General features: G+C 59.9%; 15 protein-coding genes. 6 read left to right on the top strand and 9 right to left on the bottom strand.

Going from position 1 to position 19,275, the window contains the following annotated elements; genetic code table 11:
* The first annotated feature begins 15 nt into the window (after nt 1–15).
* Nucleotides 16–372, top strand: a complete 357-nt coding sequence (locus EXW71_RS25600) for a hypothetical protein (RefSeq protein ID WP_123715808.1) — start codon at nt 16–18, stop codon at nt 370–372.
* A gap of 70 nt (nt 373–442) precedes the next feature.
* Nucleotides 443–940 (top strand): GreA/GreB family elongation factor, encoded by a 498-nt coding sequence (locus tag EXW71_RS25595; RefSeq protein WP_134660583.1) that lies wholly within the window; start codon nt 443–445, stop codon nt 938–940.
* Here EXW71_RS25595 and gdhA read toward each other — a convergent pair.
* Both gdhA and ettA read right to left on the bottom strand, forming a co-directional pair.
* Nucleotides 937–2,274: an NADP-specific glutamate dehydrogenase gene (gdhA, locus tag EXW71_RS25590; RefSeq protein WP_134660582.1), complete on the bottom strand. Its 1,338-nt coding sequence runs from the start codon at nt 2,272–2,274 to the stop codon at nt 937–939. The two genes, EXW71_RS25595 and gdhA, sit on opposite strands and share 4 nt — an antisense overlap.
* A 483-nt stretch (nt 2,275–2,757) precedes the next feature.
* Nucleotides 2,758–4,422 (bottom strand): energy-dependent translational throttle protein EttA, encoded by a 1,665-nt coding sequence (gene ettA / locus EXW71_RS25585; RefSeq protein WP_123715805.1) that lies wholly within the window; start codon nt 4,420–4,422, stop codon nt 2,758–2,760.
* A 284-nt stretch (nt 4,423–4,706) separates the two neighbouring features.
* Here ettA and EXW71_RS25580 point away from each other — a divergent pair, with 284 nt between their 5' ends.
* Nucleotides 4,707–8,558, top strand: a complete 3,852-nt coding sequence (locus EXW71_RS25580; protein WP_134660581.1) for an EAL domain-containing protein — start codon at nt 4,707–4,709, stop codon at nt 8,556–8,558.
* A gap of 239 nt (nt 8,559–8,797) precedes the next feature.
* Entirely contained in the window at nt 8,798–10,051 is a 1,254-nt protein-coding gene (glyA, locus tag EXW71_RS25575; RefSeq protein WP_060752305.1) for a serine hydroxymethyltransferase, read from the top strand.
* Nucleotides 10,052–10,310: 259 nt separating this feature from the next.
* Here glyA and yjiA read toward each other — a convergent pair whose 3' ends face one another.
* The 3 genes from yjiA to EXW71_RS25560 all read right to left on the bottom strand — a co-directional run bounded on the left by yjiA (nt 10,311) and on the right by EXW71_RS25560 (nt 13,699).
* Nucleotides 10,311–11,270 (bottom strand): GTPase, encoded by a 960-nt coding sequence (yjiA, locus tag EXW71_RS25570; RefSeq protein ID WP_134660580.1) that lies wholly within the window; start codon nt 11,268–11,270, stop codon nt 10,311–10,313.
* Nucleotides 11,271–11,419: 149 nt separating this feature from the next.
* Nucleotides 11,420–11,617 (bottom strand): YbdD/YjiX family protein, encoded by a 198-nt coding sequence (locus EXW71_RS25565; protein WP_003194308.1) that lies wholly within the window; start codon nt 11,615–11,617, stop codon nt 11,420–11,422.
* 15 nt (nt 11,618–11,632) lie between these two features.
* Nucleotides 11,633–13,699, bottom strand: coding sequence for a carbon starvation CstA family protein (locus EXW71_RS25560; protein ID WP_134660579.1), 2,067 nt, complete (start codon nt 13,697–13,699; stop codon nt 11,633–11,635).
* A 173-nt stretch (nt 13,700–13,872) separates the two neighbouring features.
* Here EXW71_RS25560 and EXW71_RS25555 point away from each other — a divergent pair, with 173 nt between their 5' ends.
* Nucleotides 13,873–14,241, top strand: a complete 369-nt coding sequence (locus EXW71_RS25555; RefSeq protein ID WP_123717475.1) for a PilZ domain-containing protein — start codon at nt 13,873–13,875, stop codon at nt 14,239–14,241.
* A 4-nt stretch (nt 14,242–14,245) separates the two neighbouring features.
* Here EXW71_RS25555 and EXW71_RS25550 read toward each other — a convergent pair whose 3' ends face one another.
* Genes EXW71_RS25550 through EXW71_RS25535 form a run of 4 tightly spaced genes read right to left on the bottom strand, consistent with a single transcriptional unit; the run spans nt 14,246 to nt 18,539 of the window.
* Nucleotides 14,246–14,983 carry a hypothetical protein gene (locus tag EXW71_RS25550; RefSeq protein WP_134660578.1) on the bottom strand — a complete coding sequence of 246 codons (738 nt, stop codon included), beginning with the start codon at nt 14,981–14,983 and terminating at the stop codon, nt 14,246–14,248.
* A 16-nt stretch (nt 14,984–14,999) separates the two neighbouring features.
* Complete coding sequence (radA, locus tag EXW71_RS25545; RefSeq protein ID WP_134660577.1) at nt 15,000–16,367, bottom strand: DNA repair protein RadA; 1,368 nt, start codon at nt 16,365–16,367, stop codon at nt 15,000–15,002.
* A gap of 35 nt (nt 16,368–16,402) precedes the next feature.
* The gene (locus tag EXW71_RS25540) at nt 16,403–16,942 is read right to left on the bottom strand and encodes an ankyrin repeat domain-containing protein (protein WP_123717473.1); all 540 of its coding nucleotides are present in this window, start codon (nt 16,940–16,942) and stop codon (nt 16,403–16,405) included.
* Between the two features lie 55 nt (nt 16,943–16,997).
* Complete coding sequence (locus EXW71_RS25535) at nt 16,998–18,539, bottom strand: catalase (protein ID WP_134660576.1); 1,542 nt, start codon at nt 18,537–18,539, stop codon at nt 16,998–17,000.
* A 287-nt stretch (nt 18,540–18,826) separates the two neighbouring features.
* Here EXW71_RS25535 and mscL point away from each other — a divergent pair, with 287 nt between their 5' ends.
* Complete coding sequence (gene mscL, locus EXW71_RS25530; RefSeq protein ID WP_123717471.1) at nt 18,827–19,243, top strand: large-conductance mechanosensitive channel protein MscL; 417 nt, start codon at nt 18,827–18,829, stop codon at nt 19,241–19,243.
* The last annotated feature ends 32 nt before the right edge of the window (nt 19,244–19,275 follow it).

Here is a 19,275-nt window from a genome sequence, read left to right as displayed (position 1 = left end):
GCCAGGGAGCAAGTCATGTGGCGGTATGCGGTCATGCTGTGTGCGGTAGTGGGGTTGTCGGGTTGCCAGTCGACCCATCAAGAGTTGCTGGCCAAGGGTTATCCACCGGCCTTTGCCGATGGCTTCGATGATGGCTGCAGCAGCGGTCGCCAAGCCGCTGGGGTGATCAGTGGGGAGTTTCGCAAGAACGTACCGCGCTATCTGAAAGACCGCGAATACGCCGAAGGTTGGGAAGACGGCTTTCGCCAGTGCAAGGCGATCCGTGAGAACGAAGAACTGCGTGACTACAAGGACAACCACTGGGACGAGCGTGAGCGTGCCTGGCAGCAGGAAAAGGACCGCGACGCTGCCAGGGCCTATCGCTCGCAATAGGTCGCTTTCAGACATCCGTCGAAACTAAAGCGCGGCGAACATGGCCCAAACTCCATAGAAGGAGAACGTCATGAGCCGAGCTTTTGTAAATGAGGACAACGCCGCCGCCCAGGCCGATCAGCCGGTGGAGCGTCAAGTCAGTGGGCAACCCAACCGCCTGACCGCCCAAGGGCTGGCGCAGTTGCAGGCCAGAGTTGCGCAATTGCAGCAAGAGCACAGTGCTGAATCCGCCAAGGGCGAGCAAGCCGATAAGCAGCGCCAGGCTGACCTTGAGCGGGATTTGCGCTACTTCAACCAGCGCGTGCAGAGCGCCCAGGTCGTGGCACCCGCCTTGTCTACCGATAAGGTGCAGATCGGCAGTTGGGTGACCTTTGCCAATGAGCAAGACGAGCAGCAGCGCATTCAACTGGTCGGGGAAGACCAGGCCGATGCCCACGCGCACTTGATCAACTGGGGTTCGCCTCTGGGTCGCGCATTGCTGGGCGCCCAGGTGGGTGACGAGGTGCTGTGGAAACGCCCCGTCGGCGATCAGTTGATCGAAGTCATGCGTATCGAGCCCGAGGCTTAGACGATGCCTTGGGCCAGCATCGCGTCGGCGACCTTCACAAAGCCTGCGATGTTCGCCCCCTTCACATAGTTGACCCGGCCGTTTTCTGCGCCGTAGTACACGCAGGCATGATGAATCGATTGCATGATGTTGTGCAGCTTGCTGTCCACCTCACCCGCGGTCCACAGCAGGCGCATGGCGTTCTGCGACATTTCCAGGCCACTCACGGCCACGCCGCCGGCATTGGAGGCCTTGCCCGGCGCGAACAGGATGCCCGCTTCGATGAAGATATCCACGGCTTCCAGCGTGGTCGGCATGTTGGCACCTTCGGCCACGCAGATGCAGCCGTTGCGCAGCAGGATGCGGGCGGCTTCGGCGTCCAGTTCGTTCTGAGTGGCGCATGGCAGGGCGATATCGCAGGCCAGTTCCCATGGGGTTTTGCCTTTGCGGAATTCCAGGCCGAAACGTTCGGCCAGCTCGCTGATACGGCCGCGCTGCACGTTTTTCAACTCCAGCAGGGCCGACCATTGCTCCTCGGTCAAACCGCTTTCGGCGTATAGGGTGCCTTCGGAGTCGGACAGAGAAACCACCTTGCCGCCCAGGTCCATCACCTTACGCGCCGCGTATTGCGCGACGTTGCCGGAACCCGATACGGCCACACGCTTGCCTTCAACGTGCTGGCCCTCGCGCTTGAGCATTTCTTCGGCGAAGTACACACAACCGAAACCTGTGGCCTCAGGGCGGATCAGGCTGCCGCCGTAAGTCATGCCCTTACCGGTCAACACCGAGGTGAACTGATTGCTCAAGCGCTTGTACTGGCCGAACAGGAAGCCGATTTCACGGGCACCCACGCCGATATCGCCGGCGGGTACATCCACGTCGGCGCCGATATGGCGGTACAACTCGCTCATAAAGGCCTGGCAGAAGCGCATGACTTCGGCATCGCTCTTACCTTTCGGGTCGAAGTCCGAGCCGCCTTTGCCGCCGCCCATGGGCAACGAGGTCAGGGAGTTCTTGAAGGTCTGTTCGAAGGCGAGGAATTTCAGTACGCCGAGGTTCACCGAGGGGTGAAAACGCAGCCCGCCTTTGTACGGGCCGATGGCACTGTTCATCTGGATGCGGAACCCGCGGTTGACCTGAACCTTGCCGTGATCATCCACCCAAGACACCCGGAAGGTAATTGCGCGTTCCGGCTCGCAGATGCGCTCCAGGATGCCCGACGCCAGATAGTGGGGATTGGCTTCGAGAAAAGGCCAGAGGCTACGCAGGACTTCTTCTACGGCCTGGTGGAATTCTGGCTGATCGGGGTCGCGTTTCTTGAGGCGGGCGAGGAAGGACTCGACGGATTCGGTCATGAAAAGTCTCGGCAAATTTATTGTCATTAGGGTCGATTTGACCCGGACCTTAACAATTCATGCCGCACCTGAAAAGCGCAAAATGTCGCCTTTGTGAATTTAAATGGTGCATTAGATATAAATAAATTCAGCAATCAGGCTTTTTTTGCACCTAAAAAGGGATTGATAAGAAAGCGATGCACCAATTGGAATACCACTGACCGAAGCAACTCCCTGCCACCTTGGATCGGTGTATTCAGCAAAAAAAACGGAGCCCCGAGGGGCTAATGCCGATCAGTCAAGAAGGGAAAAGGCTAAAAAGTAACCTGTGGCGAGGGAGCTTGCTCCCGTTGGGCCGCGAAGCGGCCCCGCTCTTTGTTTACAAAGAATGGGACTGCTGCGCAGTCCAACGGGAGCAAGCTCCCTCGCCACACATACAGCGTTCACCCTTAACTGACTGGCATTAGCCCCGAGGGGCTCCGCTTTTTCAGACCAGCAACCGAATCAGGCCAGCTTCTTGTGCCGTACACGGTGCGGTTGGGCAGCAGCTTCGCCCAGGCGCTTCTTACGGTCCGCTTCGTACTCGGTGTAGTTACCTTCGAAGAACACCGCTTGGGAGTCATCTTCGTACGCCAGGATGTGAGTCGCGACGCGGTCAAGGAACCACCGGTCGTGAGAGATCACAATGGCGGCGCCCGGGAAGTCCAGCAGGGCTTCTTCCAGGGAACGCAGGGTTTCAACGTCGAGGTCGTTGGACGGTTCGTCGAGCAGCAGCACGTTGCCGCCCTCTTTCAAGGTCAGGGCCAGGTGCAAGCGACCGCGCTCACCACCGGACAGGTCCTTGACGAACTTCTGCTGGTCACCGCCCTTGAAGTTGAAACGGCCGACGTAGGTACGCGACGGGATTTCATAGTTGCCGATGCGGATCTGGTCGGAACCGTCGGAAATCTGCTGGAACACGGTTTTGCTGCCGTCGAGGTCGTCGCGGCTTTGATCCACGCACGCAAGCTGCACGGTCTCGCCGATCTCGATGCTGCCGGAATCCGGCGTTTCCTTGCCCATCAGCATGCGGAACAGCGTGGATTTACCCGCACCGTTACCACCGATAACGCCGACGATCGCGCCTTTTGGCATAGAGAACGACAGGTTGTCGATCAATACGCGGTCGCCATAGCCTTTGGTTACGTTCTTGAACTCGATGACCTTGTCACCCAGGCGCGGGCCGGCCGGGATGTAGATCTCGTTGGTTTCGCTGCGCTTCTGGAATTCCTGCGATTGCATTTCTTCAAAGCGTTGCAGACGAGCCTTGGATTTAGACTGGCGGGCCTTGGCGCCTTTGCGCACCCATTCCAGTTCTTCCTTCATGGCTTTTTCATGGGCCGATTGCTGCTTGGATTCGGCGGCCAGACGGTCGGACTTGGCTTCCAGCCAACCGGAGTAGTTGCCCTCGTAAGGAATACCGGCGCCGCGGTCGAGCTCGAGAATCCAGCCGGCCACGTTGTCCAGGAAGTAACGGTCGTGCGTGATCGCAACCACGGTGCCCGGGAAATCGTGAAGGAAGTGTTCCAGCCAGGCGACGGAATCGGCGTCCAAGTGGTTGGTCGGTTCGTCGAGCAGCAGCATGTCGGGAGCCGACAGCAGCAGGCGGCACAAGGCCACGCGACGCTTCTCACCACCGGACAGGTGTTCGACCTTGGCGTCCCATGCCGGCAGACGCAGCGCATCGGCGGCGACCTCCAGCTGGCGCTCCAGGTTGTGACCGTCGCCCGCCTGCAGGATGGCTTCGAGCTTGGCCTGTTCAGCGGCAAGCTTGTCGAAGTCGGCATCCGGCTCGGCATAGGCGGCGTAGACCTCATCCAGGCGCGCCTGGGCGTCCTTGATCACGCTGACGGCCTCTTCGACCACTTCACGCACGGTCTTGGCCGGGTCCAGTTGTGGTTCCTGCGGCAGGTAGCCGATGTTCAGTTCCGGCATCGGGCGGGCTTCGCCTTCGAACTCGGTGTCGACGCCGGCCATGATTTTCAGCAGCGTGGATTTACCCGAACCGTTGAGGCCGAGCACGCCGATCTTGGCGCCAGGGAAGAAGGACAGCGAAATGTTTTTCAGGATTTCCCGCTTCGGCGGAACAACTTTTCCCAGCCGATGCATGGTGAAGACGTATTGAGCCATGGTAAACCTAGCGTCAGTGACTGATGAATTAAGCGGGCGAAGCCCGTGCAGGCCATGCGCCACGCGGGCCGTTGACCGTAATCAATGCCTGCGTGCGGAAAAAGCCTGAATGTCTGGGGCTGGAACGCCCTCGCGTAACCGGCAAAGCTACCTCAATGCGCTTGGGCAGTCCAGCCAGGCGGCACTGGCACTTTGCCACAAGTCAAGGCATGCTAGCCGCCCTCCGGGCGTCCGGCTTATAGTGCACGTCGCGCGCCAGTCCAGCCAAACCGCAGGATCACAGCTTGTCCAAAGTCACGCCGCCAACTCCCTTGCGCGCCGCTCATATAGCGCCGGGAGCGCCCCTGCACGGCACCCTCAAAGGCGCGTTGGCGACGCTCGTCCTCATGCTGCTCGCCTTATTGTTCTGGCAACTGCTGGACCAACTGCAGCAAAACCAGAAAAACCAGCAGCAATACACCATCGATTACAGTGCCGACCTGGCCGAACAGATCAGCCTGAACATGGGCCTGAGCGCGCAGATCGCCCTCAACCTGCTGCCCATCGTCGAACCGCCAGGCACTCCCGAGCAGCAACAGACCCTGATGCGTACCTTGCAGCGCTCATTGCCCGAGCTGCGCAGCTTCGCCCTGCTCGCGCCCAGCGGCGCGCTGATCAGTGATACCGCCAGTGACAGCCAGGACAGTGCCTGGCTGGAAGAACTGGTCAAGCGCAGCCACGCCCAGTCCTATTACCTGAGCAACAACAATGATGGCACCGTCATCTATCTGTTGCTGCATCAGCCCAGCGGCGGTTCTAGGATGTACTGGGCCTTGCGCCTGGGCCCCAACTACCTGACTACCCTCACGCGTCAGGACGGCCAGGGCCAACGCCCTATGTGGGTGATCGAGAACCGCCTGAACCAGCGCGTGGTCAGCCGCGACGGCGGTATGCCGATCCAATCGCCCTCTGCGCTGACCCCGGACGAACTGGATAAAAGCGTACTGGTCACGCCCTTGAGCAAAAGCGACTGGCAATTGCGCGGGTTGTTCGACCGCAGTGCCGTGCTGGAGCAACTGCTGCCTGCGTTTATCGGCAAATGCCTGCTGGGCCTGGCCTTCTCGCTGATCCCGGTGATCGTGCTGCTGAACATGCGCCGCCGCCAGCGCCAGGTGCATGAAGGCCGGCGCCGCTATCAGGACATTTTCGAAGGCACCGGCGTGGCCCTGTGCGTGCTGGACCTGTCGGGCCTGAACAGCTTTTTTGACAGGCCGTACATCCAGACCCGTGAGCAACTGCGTCTTTGGTTGCAGGACAATCCCGACGGGCACAAGCAGTTGCTCAAGGAATTGCGCATCACCGAGGTCAACCAGGTGGCGGTGCGCCTGCTGAACGTGGCGTCTTGCGAGGAAGCCTGGGAACGGTTGATCAATGACTGCCCGAACAGCGCCACGTCCATCGGCCACCAGATAATCGAAGCATTGCGCACTCACCAGAACCAGCTGGAGCTGGAAATCCAGTGCAAGGACATGGTCGGCAACGAGCAATACCTGTGGCTGGTCATGCGCCTGCCGGAGCGGCAGGACGACTTTAATGCGGTGATCCTGAGCATCAGCGATATCACCAGCCGCAAGCTGATCGAGCTGTCGCTGGTCGAGCGCGAGAGCTTCTGGTCGGACGTGGTGCGCACCGTGCCCGACCACCTGTATGTGCAGGACGTCATCAGCCAGCGCATGATTTTCAGCAACCACCATTTGGGCCACACCCTGGGCTACAACAAGGCCGAACTGCAGCAAATGGGTGAATACTTCTGGGAAATCCTGCTGCACCCCGAAGACGCCGAGTACTACCACGACCTGCGCCAGCAACAACGCCAGGCAGGCTATTCGACCCAACTGCAATGCCAGCTGCGCTTTCGCCATCGCAATAACCAATGGCGGCGCTTCGATATCCGCGAGCAAGCCCTGGCCCGCGACAAGAGCGCAGTGGTCACGCGGATCATCGGCGTAGCCAAGGACATTACCGACCAGATCGAAGCCAGCGAATCCCTGCGCGACAGCGAGCAGCGCTACCGCATGCTGGCCGAGAGCATCAGTGACGTGATCTGCTCCACCGACAGCCAGTTGGCCCTCAACTACGTCAGCCCGTCGGTCAATACCGTGCTCGGGTATGACGTGGATTGGGTGCTCAAGAACGGCTGGCAGTCGATTATCGCCAACCCGCAGCAACTGACCGGTATTTATACCCTTGTGGAGCAGGTCAGCCGCGCACTGGGTGATGTAAACGCGCTGAACATTCTGCGCGATGAAGTCCAGACCCAGCTGTTCCTGTTCGACTGCCTGCGCGCCGATGGCCGCAAGGTGCCGATCGAGTTGCGCCTGGTGCTGGTGTGGGATGAGCACGGCGCGTTCGAGGGCATCCTCGGTGTAGGCCGCGATATCAGCCAGCAACGCCGCGCAGAGAAGGACCTGCGCATGGCCGCCACGGTGTTCGAACACTCAACGTCGGCGATCCTGATCACCGACCCGGCCGGTTATATCGTGCAGGCCAACGAGGCCTTCAGCCGGGTCAGCGGGTATGCCGTAGCGGATGTGCTCGACCAGTTGCCCAACATGCTCACCGTCGACGAACAACAGGAAGCCCATCTGCGCTACGTGCTCAAGCAGTTGCACCAGCACAGCACCTGGGAAGGCGAAGTGTGGCTCAAGCGCCGCAACGGCGAACACTACCCGGCCTGGGTCGGTATTACTGCCGTGTTCGACGACGAAGGCGACCTGGCCAGCTACGTGTGTTTCTTCAGTGATATCAGCGAGCGCAAGGCCAGCGAACAACGCATCCACCGCCTGGCGTATTACGACGCCCTCACCCACCTGCCCAACCGCACGCTGTTCCAGGACCGTCTGCACACGGCGTTGCAGTCGGCCGAGCGGCAGAAGTCGTGGGTGGTGCTGATGTTCCTCGACCTCGACCGTTTCAAGCCGATCAACGACTCCCTGGGCCACGCCGCCGGCGACCGCATGCTCAAGGAAATGGCGACGCGCCTGTTGGGGTGCGTGGCCGAAGACGACACCGTGGCACGCATGGGGGGCGACGAGTTCACCTTGCTCCTGCAACCGCGCGTCAGCCGCGACATGGCGCTGAACCGGGCTATCACGGTGGCCGAGCAGATTCTCGCCAGCCTGGTACGGCCGTTTGTACTGGAAGGCCGCGAATTCTTTGTGACCGCCAGTATCGGCATCGCCTTGAGCCCACAGGACGGCAACGAGCTGAGCCAGCTGATGAAAAACGCCGACACTGCGATGTATCACGCCAAGGAGCGCGGCAAGAATAACTTCCAGTTCTACCAGGCCGACATGAACGCCAGCGCCCTGGAACGCCTGGAGCTGGAAAGCGACCTGCGCCACGCCCTGGACCAGAACGAATTCGTGCTTTATTACCAACCGCAATTCAGCGGCGACGGCAAACGCCTGACGGGCGCCGAAGCCCTGCTGCGCTGGCGCCATCCACGTCGCGGCCTGGTGCCGCCGGGGGATTTCATACCCGTACTGGAAGAGTTGGGCCTGGTGGTGGACGTGGGCGACTGGGTGCTCAGTGAAGCCTGCCGCCAACTCAAGACCTGGCACCACAACAAGGTGAGGGTGCCCAAAGTCTCGGTGAATATCTCGGCACGACAGTTCTCGGATGGTCAATTGGGTGAGCGCATCGCCACTATCCTCAAGGACACGGACCTGCCCCCGGCATGCCTGGAACTGGAACTGACCGAAAGTATCCTGATGCGCGAGGTCAACGAAGCCATGCAGATCCTCGCCAGCCTGAAAAACCTGGGCCTGAGCATTGCGGTGGATGACTTCGGCACCGGTTATTCATCGCTCAACTACCTCAAGCAGTTCCCCATCGACGTGCTGAAGATCGACCGCACTTTTGTCGACGGCCTGCCGTCGGGTGAGCAGGATGCCCAGATCGCCCGCGCTATTATCGCCATGGCCCACAGCCTGAACCTGGCCGTGATCGCCGAAGGCGTGGAAACCCATGAGCAACTGGACTTCCTGCGCGAGCACGGCTGCGATGAGGTGCAGGGCTATCTGTTTGGCCGGCCGATGCCAGCCAACCGGTTCGAGGCGCAGTTCAGTAATGATGCGCTGTTCATGTTCGACTGATTGAGGCCATTAGCTCCAATCATCCCTCGAACATGAACAGCGCAGCGGCAAGCGGCAAGCTACAAGCGGCAAGCTGGAACCGCTCAGCTTTTACTTGTGGCTTGCGGCTTGCGGCTTGCGGCTTGCAACTTGCAACTTGAAGCCGGCAATTCATCGCCATGACTACCTTTCATACCCCTTCTAAAAGCGCCTGGGTTAGAATGCCCTCCTTTTCTGCCCCCCGATCCTTGAGGACCGCCATGTTCAGCCGTGATTTGACTATTGCCAAGTACGACGCCGATCTCTTCGCCGCCATGGAGCAAGAAGCTCAGCGCCAGGAAGAGCACATTGAGCTGATCGCTTCGGAAAACTACACCAGCCCTGCGGTGATGGAGGCTCAAGGTTCGGTTCTGACCAACAAGTACGCCGAAGGCTACCCAGGCAAGCGCTACTACGGTGGTTGCGAGTACGTCGACGTGGTTGAGCAACTGGCTATTGATCGCGCCAAGGAACTGTTCGGCGCCGATTACGCCAACGTCCAGCCGCACGCGGGCTCCCAAGCCAACAGCGCTGTGTACCTGGCCCTGCTGCAAGGCGGCGACACCATCCTGGGCATGAGCCTGGCCCACGGCGGTCACCTGACCCACGGCGCCAGCGTCTCCTCCTCCGGCAAGCTGTACAACGCCGTTCAATACGGTATCGATGCCAACGGCCTGATCGACTACGACGAAGTCGAGCGCCTGGCGGTTGAACACAAGCCGAAAATGATCGTGGCCGGTTTCTCTGCCTACTCGCAGATCCTGGATTTCCCACGCTTCCGCGCCATTGCCGACAAAGTCGGTGCTTACCTGTTCGTCGACATGGCCCACGTGGCGGGTCTGGTCGCCGCAGGCGTATATCCGAACCCGGTGCCTTACGCTGACGTGGTGACCACCACCACCCACAAGACCCTGCGCGGTCCACGTGGCGGCCTGATCCTGGCTCGCGCCAACGCCGACATCGAGAAGAAACTGAACTCCGCCGTATTCCCTGGCGCCCAGGGTGGCCCGCTGGAGCACGTGATCGCCGCTAAAGCGATCTGCTTCAAGGAAGCCCTGCAGCCTGAGTTCAAGGCTTACCAGCAGCAAGTGGTGAAAAACGCCCAGGCCATGGCCAAGGTGTTTATCGACCGCGGCTTCGACGTGGTCTCGGGCGGTACTGAAAACCACCTGTTCCTGCTGTCGCTGATCAAGCAGGACATCTCCGGTAAAGATGCTGACGCTGCCCTGGGCAAAGCCTTCATCACCGTGAACAAGAACTCCGTGCCGAACGACCCACGTTCGCCGTTCGTCACTTCCGGCCTGCGCTTCGGCACTCCGGCTGTGACCACTCGTGGCTTCAAGGAAGCAGAGTGCAAGGAACTGGCCGGCTGGATCTGCGACATCCTGGCTGACCTGAACAACGAAGCCGTGATCGATGCGGTCCGTGAGAAGGTCAAGGCCATCTGCAAAAAGCTGCCGGTATACGGCGCTTGATAGCAGTGGTTTGAATAAAAAGCCCGGCTCAAGAGCCTAATGCCAGTCAGTTAAGAAGTAGAAAGGCGACAAAGTAACCTGTGGCGAGGGAGCTTGCTCCCGTTGGGCCGCGAAGCGGCCCCGCTCTTTGTTTACAAAGCATGGGACTGCTGCGCAGTCCAACGGGAGCAAGCTCCCTCGCCACAGCGTTCACCCTTAACTGACTGGCATTAGGCTCAAGAGCCGGGCTTTTTTGTGGGAGCAAGTCCCACCTTTCAAGTCAGGGTTGGTAGACCTTGGCAAAGCCTTCGCGGATCTTGTCCTGCGGCAACTCATCGGCAATAAACACGATCACACTCTCCCGCGCCTCTCCCTCCGCCCATTCGATGTCCCAATCGAATCCGTACAGCTTGAGCACGCCCTGGAACACCATGCGTCGATCCTCCCCGGCAATGTTCAGCACACCTTTGTAGCGCAACAGCTGCTTGCCGTGATCCTCCAGCAACGCGTTCATGAACTCGCTGAGGCGATCGATATCCAGCGGCTCTTCGGTGCGCAGCACCAGGCTTGAAATTCGATCGATGGAAGGCGCAGCACTCACCGGGCGCAGTGTCATGCCGGCGTTGAGGTTGAAACCGCGCACATCGAGCAATTCAGCCAAGTCGATATTGCCATGGTCGACCACCCGAATCGGCGCACGGCGATTGATGCGCGTCAGGCGCTGGCTGAGGGCGTCAAACGTCGCGTCATCCACCAAGTCACGCTTGCTCACCAGCAGGCGGTCGGCGAAACCGATCTGGGCCTGGGCGATGGTCTGGGTCAGGTGATGCTCGGCGTGGGCTGCATCCACCAGGGTAATGATGCCGTCGAGGATATAGCGCTCGCGCAGTTCTTCGTCGATGAAAAACGTCTGGGCCACAGGCGCGGGGTCGGCCAGGCCGGTGCATTCGATCACCAGTCGGTCGAAGGTGATCTCACCGCTGTCCAGGCGCTCCAGCAGCAGGTACAGGGCTTTGGTCAGGTCGGTGTGAATGGTGCAGCACACGCAGCCGTTCGACAGGGTCATGACTTGTACCGGTTCATCACCCAACAGTTGAGTGTCGATACCGGCGTCGCTGAATTCGTTTTCGATCACGGCGATTTTCAGGCCGTGCTCGGCTTTCAGCAGGTGGCGCAGCAAGGTGGTCTTGCCGGCACCGAGGAAACCGCTGAGGACGGTGACGGGTATGGGAGAGGACAAAAATAGTCTCCTTGCTCAACACAGAAACAAATATGGGAGAGGGCTTGCTCCCGATAGCGCAGTGTCAGTGGCCTATTCAGTGCCTGACACACGGCTATCGGGAACAAGCCCCCTCCCACAGTCGATCACCGCCAACCCGCACTAACGGGTCAGCAGCACTTGGGTCCACCCTTGCCACCGTAACGGGCTTCCTGGCGCTCCCGGAAGAACGCCTTGTAGTCCATCACCGGTTTGTCCGGGTGCTTGGTTTGCATATGCTCGACGTAAGTGTCGTAGTCGGGCATGCCGACCATCAGGCGCGCGGCCTGACCGAGGTATTTACCGAGGCGACTGATGTCATTGAACATGGTTGCAATCCTCGATTACGCGTCCGGAACAGCCTGGAATGGGGCTTCCTTATCCGTACGCTCTTTGTTGCCCCAGGCGGCGACGCCAACCTTGAGCGCATAGAACAGGATACTGAACACCACAAACAGGAACAGCGCCGTCAGCGTTGCGTTGGTATAGGCGTTGTAGATCACGTGCTGCATCTGGCCGATGCTCTTGGCCGGGGCCAGGATCTGGCCGTTGGCCAGGGCATCGCTGTATTTCTTGGCCAGCGACAGGAAGCCGATCGCCGGGTTCGCATCGAACAGCTTGATGAAGCCCGCGGTAGTGGTGCAGATCAGCAGCCATACCGCCGGCAGCAAGGTGACCCAGATGTAGCGCTGGCGTTTCATTTTGATCAGCACCACGGTACCCAGCATCAACGCGATACCCGCGAGCATCTGGTTGGAGATACCGAACAGCGGCCACAAGGTATTGATGCCGCCCAGTGGGTCGATCACACCTTGATACAGCAAGTAACCCCACATCGCTACGCAACCTGCGGTAGCGATCAGGTTGGCGGTCCAGGATTCGGTGCGCTTGAGCGCCGGCACGAAGGAGCCCAACAGGTCCTGCAGCATGAAGCGACCGGCACGGGTACCCGCGTCGACGGCGGTGAGGATGAACAGCGCTTCGAACAGGATCGCGAAGTGGTACCAGAACGCCATGGTGTTTTCACCCGGCAGTACGCTGTGCAGGATCTGCGCGATACCGACCGCCAGGGTCGGCGCACCCCCGGCCCGGGCCAGAATGGTGGTTTCACCGATGTCGTGAGCCACCGCTTGCAGTGCTTCAGGCGTAATTGCAAAGCCCCAACTGCTGACGGTTTGCGCCACAGCCATCACATCCCCACCCACCACCGCGGCCGGGCTGTTCATGGCGAAGTACACGCCTGGCTCGATCACCGAAGCGGCAACCATTGCCATGATGGCGACGAACGATTCCATCAACATGCCGCCGTAGCCGATGTAGCGGGCATTGGCTTCGTTATCCAGCAGCTTGGGCGTGGTGCCCGAGGAAATCAGTGCGTGGAAACCCGACACCGCGCCACAGGCGATGGTTATGAACAGGAACGGGAACAGGCCACCCTTCCAGACCGGGCCGGTGCCGTCGATGAATTGGGTCAGGGCCGGCATCTTCAGCACTGGCATAGTGACCAGGATGCCGATGGCCAGGGCAATGATGGTGCCGATTTTCAGGAAGGTAGACAGGTAATCACGTGGCGCGAGGATCAACCACACCGGCAGTACCGCAGCGACGAAGCCGTAGCCGATCAGCATCCAGGTAATCTGAATACCGGTGAAGGTGAAGGCTTTGGCCCAGACCGGGTCGGCGGCGATCTGCCCGCCCAGCCAGATCGAGCCCAGCAGCAGGAACACGCCGATAATCGAAATCTCACCGATACGACCCGGGCGGATGTAGCGCATGTACACGCCCATGAACATCGCGATCGGGATGGTCGCCATCACCGTGAAGATGCCCCATGGGCTCTCAGCCAGCGCTTTTACGACGATCAGCGCCAACACCGCGAGGATGATGATCATGATCAGGAAGCAGCCGAACAGCGCGATAGTCCCCGGGATACGGCCCATCTCTTCGCGGACCATGTCGCCCAGCGAACGGCCATTGCGACGGGTAGACAGGAACAGCACCATGAAGTCCTGTACCGCACCGGCCAGCACCACACCGGCGATCAGCCACAGCGTGCCGGGCAGATAACCCATTTGCGCCGCCAACACCGGGCCGACCAGCGGGCCTGCACCGGCAATCGCTGCAAAGTGGTGACCAAACAGAATGTGTTTGTTGGTCGGCACATAGTCCAGACCGTCGTTATTGACCACTGCGGGGGTGGCCCGCCGTGGGTCGAGTTGCATCACGTTGTTAGCGATGAACAAGCTGTAGTAGCGATAAGCAACCAGATAAATGGCCACCGCCGCGACCACAATCCACAAGGCGTTGATCGCCTCGCCTCGGCGCAAAGCCACTACGCCCAGGGCGCACGCTCCTAAGATTGCCAGCACCAGCCAGGGTAGGTGGCGTAGCAGGCTATTATTATTTTTCATTTTTATATTCCAGCCAGGGTGGACAGAAGAACAGCCAACCCGAGTTTAGCGCTGTTGGCCTCAAAGGCCACCCCCCTACGTTGGTCTAGAGCCTTGCAACGGCAAAAAAAGCAGAAAAAGACGCCCGACGATAGCGCAGGGCTACACTGCTTCTATCCACAGAGGGATTCACCATGACCGACCACTCGCCAGACCGTCGCTGTTTCCGCCGGATCGCGATTGACGCTGTGACCGAACTTCGGCAAAACGGCCATGAATGGCCAGTGAAATTGGTAGATTTGTCGCTAAAAGGTTTAGCGATAAAACGGCCCGAGCCCTGGAAAGGCAATAAGGCGCTGCCGTTCGACGTCGATATCCGCCTCGATCCGAAGGCACATATAAAGATGCAGGTGAAACTGACCCACGAGGAGGACGGCCAATTGGGTTTTGTGTGCAAAGAAATCGACCTGGACTCGATCAGCCATCTGCGCCGGCTGATCGAGCTGAACCTGGGTGACCCGGAAGAACTCGAGCGGGAACTCGGCGCTTTACTGGAAGTGTGATCACTCAGGGAAATGCGGTTCGTGCCGGAAAGTCGCTTTCCATGTCCCAGTAACCCTTCCTCTGGCTTGAAGTGCTCTGCCATTGCCCGTCGACAAAGCGATAAGTCTGATAACGGGTGGTGAAATCATCCTCTTCGCCTTCACCTTCGCCCTCCATGAAGGATGAAACCTGCAACAACTCATCCGGCCCGCCGCTGGCCGGATGAGCCACTTTCCAGGCCGCCTTGCCCGTGTGGGCCAGGGTCAACGGCTGGACTTTGCCTTCGGCATTCTTGTAGCTCATCGGCTTGAGTTGCTGTGTGGCCGGCTGCAACAGTTGGGTGGCCGGGCCGCTGTAGGTGCCCATCGACGCGGTTTGATCAACGATCAAAAAATACACAGGTTCGGGCAGCCCGTTGAGCGCAGCTTTCTTGACCTTGGCCAACGGGTAGCCCAGGTCCTCTTGCGCGATCTCCTCACCGGCAGCCGACACCAACCGCACGCGGGCTTCAAGCAGCGGGTTGTCGACCAGGTCGCCGGGCTCGTCAAACGAGTCTTCAAGCTGCCCGTTGCCCCAACTGTCCTTATGCAGCTGCGCGCTGATGCGCTGGTCTTCCAGCACTTGCAACTGACGGCCCTCTTCGATCGTCAGCGTCTGCGCCAGGCGGTAACCGGCCGGTAGCTGCGCAGCCCAGGCCATGGCGGGTGCGCCGACCAGCAGGACAAACAGGGCCGCGAGGCCCGGGTAACTCAATCGTTGCATAGCGTCCCTTCCCGATTTATTCGAACAGTGCGTCCAACGCCTGCTCCAGGCGCGTGACAGCAATAATTTGCAAACCTGCCGGCGACTCTTTCGGCGCGTTGCCCTTGGGCACGATGGCGCGCTTGAAGCCATGCTTGGCGGCCTCCTTCAAGCGCTCCTGGCCACTGGGCACCGGGCGCACTTCGCCAGACAGGCCGACTTCACCAAACACCAGCAGGTCATGGGGCAATGGCCGATTGCGCAGGCTGGACATCACCGCCGCCATCAACGCCAGGTCGGAGGCGGTTTCCAGCACCTTGACCCCGCCGACCACATTGAGGAACACGTCCTGGTCGTGAGTCGGGATACCACCATGGCGGTGCAATACCGCCAGCAACATCGCGAGGCGGTTCTGGTCCAGACCGAGCGTTACGCGGCGCGGGTTGGCCAAATGGCTGTCATCCACCAGCGCCTGCACTTCCACCAGCATCGGGCGGGTACCTTCCCACGTTGCCATCACCACACTGCCCGGGACTTCTTCCTGAGCACGCGTCAGAAAAATTGCCGACGGGTTGGAGACTTCTTTCAGCCCACGGTCCGTCATGGCAAACACGCCCAACTCGTTCACCGCACCGAAACGGTTCTTCACCGCGCGCAGCAGGCGCAAGCGCCCATCGGACTCGCCCTCGAAATACAGCACAGTGTCGACCATATGTTCAAGCACGCGTGGCCCGGCCAGCGCACCTTCTTTGGTCACGTGGCCGACCAGGAAGATCGCCGTGCCGCTCTGCTTGGCATACCGCACCAGCAGCGCCGCGCTTTCACGCACCTGGGACACACCGCCCGGCGCCGACTGCAATTGCTCGGTGAAAATGGTCTGGATCGAGTCGATCACCATGACCTTGGGCTTTTCGATACGGGCCGTGGCGATGATGCTCTCGATGCAGGTTTCGGTCATCACCCGCAGTTGGTCCTGGGGCAAGCCGAGACGCCGGGCGCGCATGGCCACTTGCTGCTGGGACTCTTCGCCAGTGACGTAGAGCGCCGGCATACGGCTGGCGATGCTGCACAAGGTTTGCAGCAGGATGGTGGACTTGCCGATGCCCGGGTCGCCGCCGATCAACACCACCGAGCCATCCACCAAGCCACCGCCGAGGACACGGTCCAGCTCACCGGACGCCGTGGAGAAACGCGGGATTTCTTCAACACTGACTTCGGCCAGGGTCTTGATCTGGGCCTGTTGCCCGGTCCAGCCGGCGCGGCCGGCAGGCGCCGCCGCACCGCCGCTTTCGATCATGGTTTCAGTCAGGGTATTCCACGCGCCGCACTCGCCGCACTGGCCGGCCCACTTGGGAAAGGTCGCGCCGCACTCCGTGCAGCCGTACATGCGCTTGGCCTTTGCCATTTGAGAACCTCCAACCGAAAAACCGCGATGATAGCTCAGCGCGGCGCCGGGGTCCGGATTTCACCGCTGGCCAATCGTGAAGCACTGTTGCCGAGCCGGTCCTCGGCGTTGAGATCGGCACCTTTGGCTTGCAACTCATCAAGCAACTCGATGCGCTTGAACAAGCCTGCGTACATAGCCGCTGTCTGCCCGGCGCCGTTGCGCTGGTCGGGGTTGCAATCGGTGGCCAGCAGGCGTTGGGCGATTTTCAGCTCGCCCTTGAAGATCGCGCCCATCAGCGCCGTGTTGCCGCGCTTGTCCTGCACACAGGCGTCGGCGCCGGCGTTGAGCAGACGGTCCACGAAAGGGCCCTGGCCGTGGTAGGCGGCAAGGATCAGTGCGGTGTAACCCTTGTCGTCCTGGGTGTTGAGGCTGTAGCCGGATTCGATAAAGGTATTGAGCATGTCGAGGTCGCCACGGCGGGCGGCGTCAAAGTAATAATCCTGAAGCTGCGCCTTGAGTGCAGCCGGTTCGGGGGGCTCGGCATGGGCGACAAACGCCAGCATGGCCATCAGCAAACCGATGGAAATTCGCATAGGGTTCTCCTGTCAGAGATCGACGCCCCCTCGGGCGTCGATCGGAACCACCGGATCAGTCGGTGAGTTTTTCCGCCAGCGCTTTCACACGCGCCAAATCACCCTTGGCGACCTTGGCCACGCCGGTGCCGTATTCCGGATCGGCTTTGTAGAGGAACGACAGGATGATGTGCTTGCTCTCGTCATCGGTGGTGGCCAGAGAGCCGCCAAAGTTGTCGATCAAGTCCTGACGTTCTTTCTTGCTGTAGGAGCGGTACAGATCACCGGCCTGCTTGAAGTTCTGCTCACGCTGGATCTTCGCCTGCTGAGTGCTGCCCGACAGCGCCGACTGGCTGTAGCGCGCGGTTTGCGGCTCTTCCCGTGGCATCAGTCGGCTCGGCTGGTAATTCACGCCGGTGGTGGTCTTGCCGAAATTCATCGCGCCGTCCTGGTTACCGTTATTGACGGTCACCCGTGGAGCATTGATCGGCAGTTGCAGGGCGTTCGGCCCCAGGCGGTACATCTGGGTGTCGGCATAGGAGAACACCCGGCCCTGCAGCAAACGGTCTTCCGACGGTTCGATGCCCGGTACCAGGTTGGCCGGGGCCATGGCGACTTGCTCGGTTTCCTGGAAGACGTTGGCCGGGTTGCGGTTCAGCACCATTTGCCCGACTTTGCGCTCCGGCACGTTCGGCCAGATCTTGGTGGCGTCCAGCGGGTCGAAATCAAACTTGGCCAAGTCCTCGGGCTTGAGTACTTGCACATACAAATCCCACTTGGGGAAATCGCCCTTATTGATATGGGTGACCAAGTCGTTGGTCATATGGCTGTAATCACGCCCCTGGACTTCGGTGACTTGCTTGGGATCAAGGTTCTTGATGCCTTGCAGGCTCTTCCAGTGGAACTTGACGTAGTGCACTTCGCCCTTGGCGTTGATCAACTTGTAGGCATGTACACCATTGCCGTCCATTTCCCGGTAACTGGCCGGGGTACCGGAGTCGGAGTACAACTCGGTCAGCGTACGGGTGGACTCTGGAACATGGGAGAAGAAGTCAAAACGGCGCGAGTCGTCGTCCAGGTTAGTGCGTGGGTCCGGTTTGAAGGCGTGAACCATGTCCGGAAACTTGATGGCGTCGCGGATAAAGAACGTCGGGAAGTTATTGCCCACCAGGTCCCAGTTACCCTCGGCGGTATAGAACTTGGTGGCGAAACCCCGTGGGTCACGCAGGGTTTCCGGCGAATGGTTGCCGTGAACGACCGCAGAGAAGCGCACAAACACGGGCGTAGTTTCGCCGGCTGCGAACACTTTGGCCTTGGTCAGATCACTGAGGTTATCGGTGACCGTGAAGGTGCCATGGGCGCCGGTGCCACGGGCGTGCACAACACGCTCCGGAATGCGCTCGCGATCGAAACGCTGCAGCTTCTGAATCAACTGCACATCTTGCAGCAGTACCGGGCCATTGGCACCGGCGGTTTGTGAATTCTGGTTGTCACCGACGGCTGCACCGTTGTCCCGGGTCAGGTTCGCGGCTTGCACGGAGAGGGAAAGCAGGCTGGCGGTCACCAGCGCCAGCGCATGACGCGCCGATACTGGCCTGCGGTTCATGGGAGTGTTCATCAAGGTTTCCTCTGGTTTTTTTAATGCACATTCAGTTGTGCTTGCCAGAGGCTAGTGACCTGGGAGTCAGAAGATAAATAGAAAAACGCCACAGGGCCGATTAAGAAAATAATATTGTAAGCGCCTGAAATCAGCGGTAAAACGCGCGCGATTGATGGCACTTTGCAAACTATTTGCGTTTTAATGTGTCGATAAGAACCGACAGTGTTAACGGTTGTTTCAAGCAAGGCTGCTACGACTGACTTACACTGACCTCCACCCTTCTCATCTGTAACAAGGAATAACTTATGGGCGTGATCAGTGAGTTCAAGGCCTTCGCCGTCAAAGGCAATGTGGTCGACATGGCCGTCGGTATCATCATCGGTGCCGCCTTCGGTAAAATTGTTTCCTCGTTTGTAGGGGACGTGGTGATGCCTCCCATCGGCCTGCTGATCGGCGGCGTGGACTTCGCAGACCTTGCCGTGCAACTCAAAGCGGCGCAAGGCAATGCTCCGGCAGTGGTGCTGGCCTATGGCAAGTTCATCCAAAGCATCATCGACTTCGTGATCATCGCGTTCGCGATCTTCATGGGCGTGAAGGCAATCAATCGCCTGAAGCGCGAAGAAGCGGTGGCTCCAACCCTGCCGCCGACGCCGACCAAAGAAGAGGAGTTGCTCACCGAGATCCGCGACCTGCTCAAGGCTCAGAACAACAAACCGCTTTAACCCATGAAAACCAGAAGGCGCCTTTCGAGGCG

This window comes from Pseudomonas sp. BCA17 (assembly GCF_004519405.1).
GTDB lineage: Bacteria > Pseudomonadota > Gammaproteobacteria > Pseudomonadales > Pseudomonadaceae > Aquipseudomonas.
Note: the sequence above shows the minus strand (reverse complement) of the source record. Positions and strands in the feature narration are given on the sequence as shown.

Coding starts and splice junctions, on each gene's coding strand:
- glyA (WP_060752305.1), top strand. CDS start 8,798: ATGTTCAGCCGTGATTTGACTATTGCCAAGTACGACGCCGATCTCTTC.
- ettA (WP_123715805.1), bottom strand. CDS start 4,422: ATGGCTCAATACGTCTTCACCATGCATCGGCTGGGAAAAGTTGTTCCG.
- EXW71_RS25540 (WP_123717473.1), bottom strand. CDS start 16,942: ATGCGAATTTCCATCGGTTTGCTGATGGCCATGCTGGCGTTTGTCGCC.
- EXW71_RS25600 (WP_123715808.1), top strand. CDS start 16: ATGTGGCGGTATGCGGTCATGCTGTGTGCGGTAGTGGGGTTGTCGGGT.
- EXW71_RS25535 (WP_134660576.1), bottom strand. CDS start 18,539: ATGAACACTCCCATGAACCGCAGGCCAGTATCGGCGCGTCATGCGCTG.
- radA (WP_134660577.1), bottom strand. CDS start 16,367: ATGGCAAAGGCCAAGCGCATGTACGGCTGCACGGAGTGCGGCGCGACC.
- EXW71_RS25595 (WP_134660583.1), top strand. CDS start 443: ATGAGCCGAGCTTTTGTAAATGAGGACAACGCCGCCGCCCAGGCCGAT.
- EXW71_RS25560 (WP_134660579.1), bottom strand. CDS start 13,699: ATGAAAAATAATAATAGCCTGCTACGCCACCTACCCTGGCTGGTGCTG.
- EXW71_RS25565 (WP_003194308.1), bottom strand. CDS start 11,617: ATGTTCAATGACATCAGTCGCCTCGGTAAATACCTCGGTCAGGCCGCG.
- EXW71_RS25550 (WP_134660578.1), bottom strand. CDS start 14,983: ATGCAACGATTGAGTTACCCGGGCCTCGCGGCCCTGTTTGTCCTGCTG.
- EXW71_RS25555 (WP_123717475.1), top strand. CDS start 13,873: ATGACCGACCACTCGCCAGACCGTCGCTGTTTCCGCCGGATCGCGATT.
- gdhA (WP_134660582.1), bottom strand. CDS start 2,274: ATGACCGAATCCGTCGAGTCCTTCCTCGCCCGCCTCAAGAAACGCGAC.
- mscL (WP_123717471.1), top strand. CDS start 18,827: ATGGGCGTGATCAGTGAGTTCAAGGCCTTCGCCGTCAAAGGCAATGTG.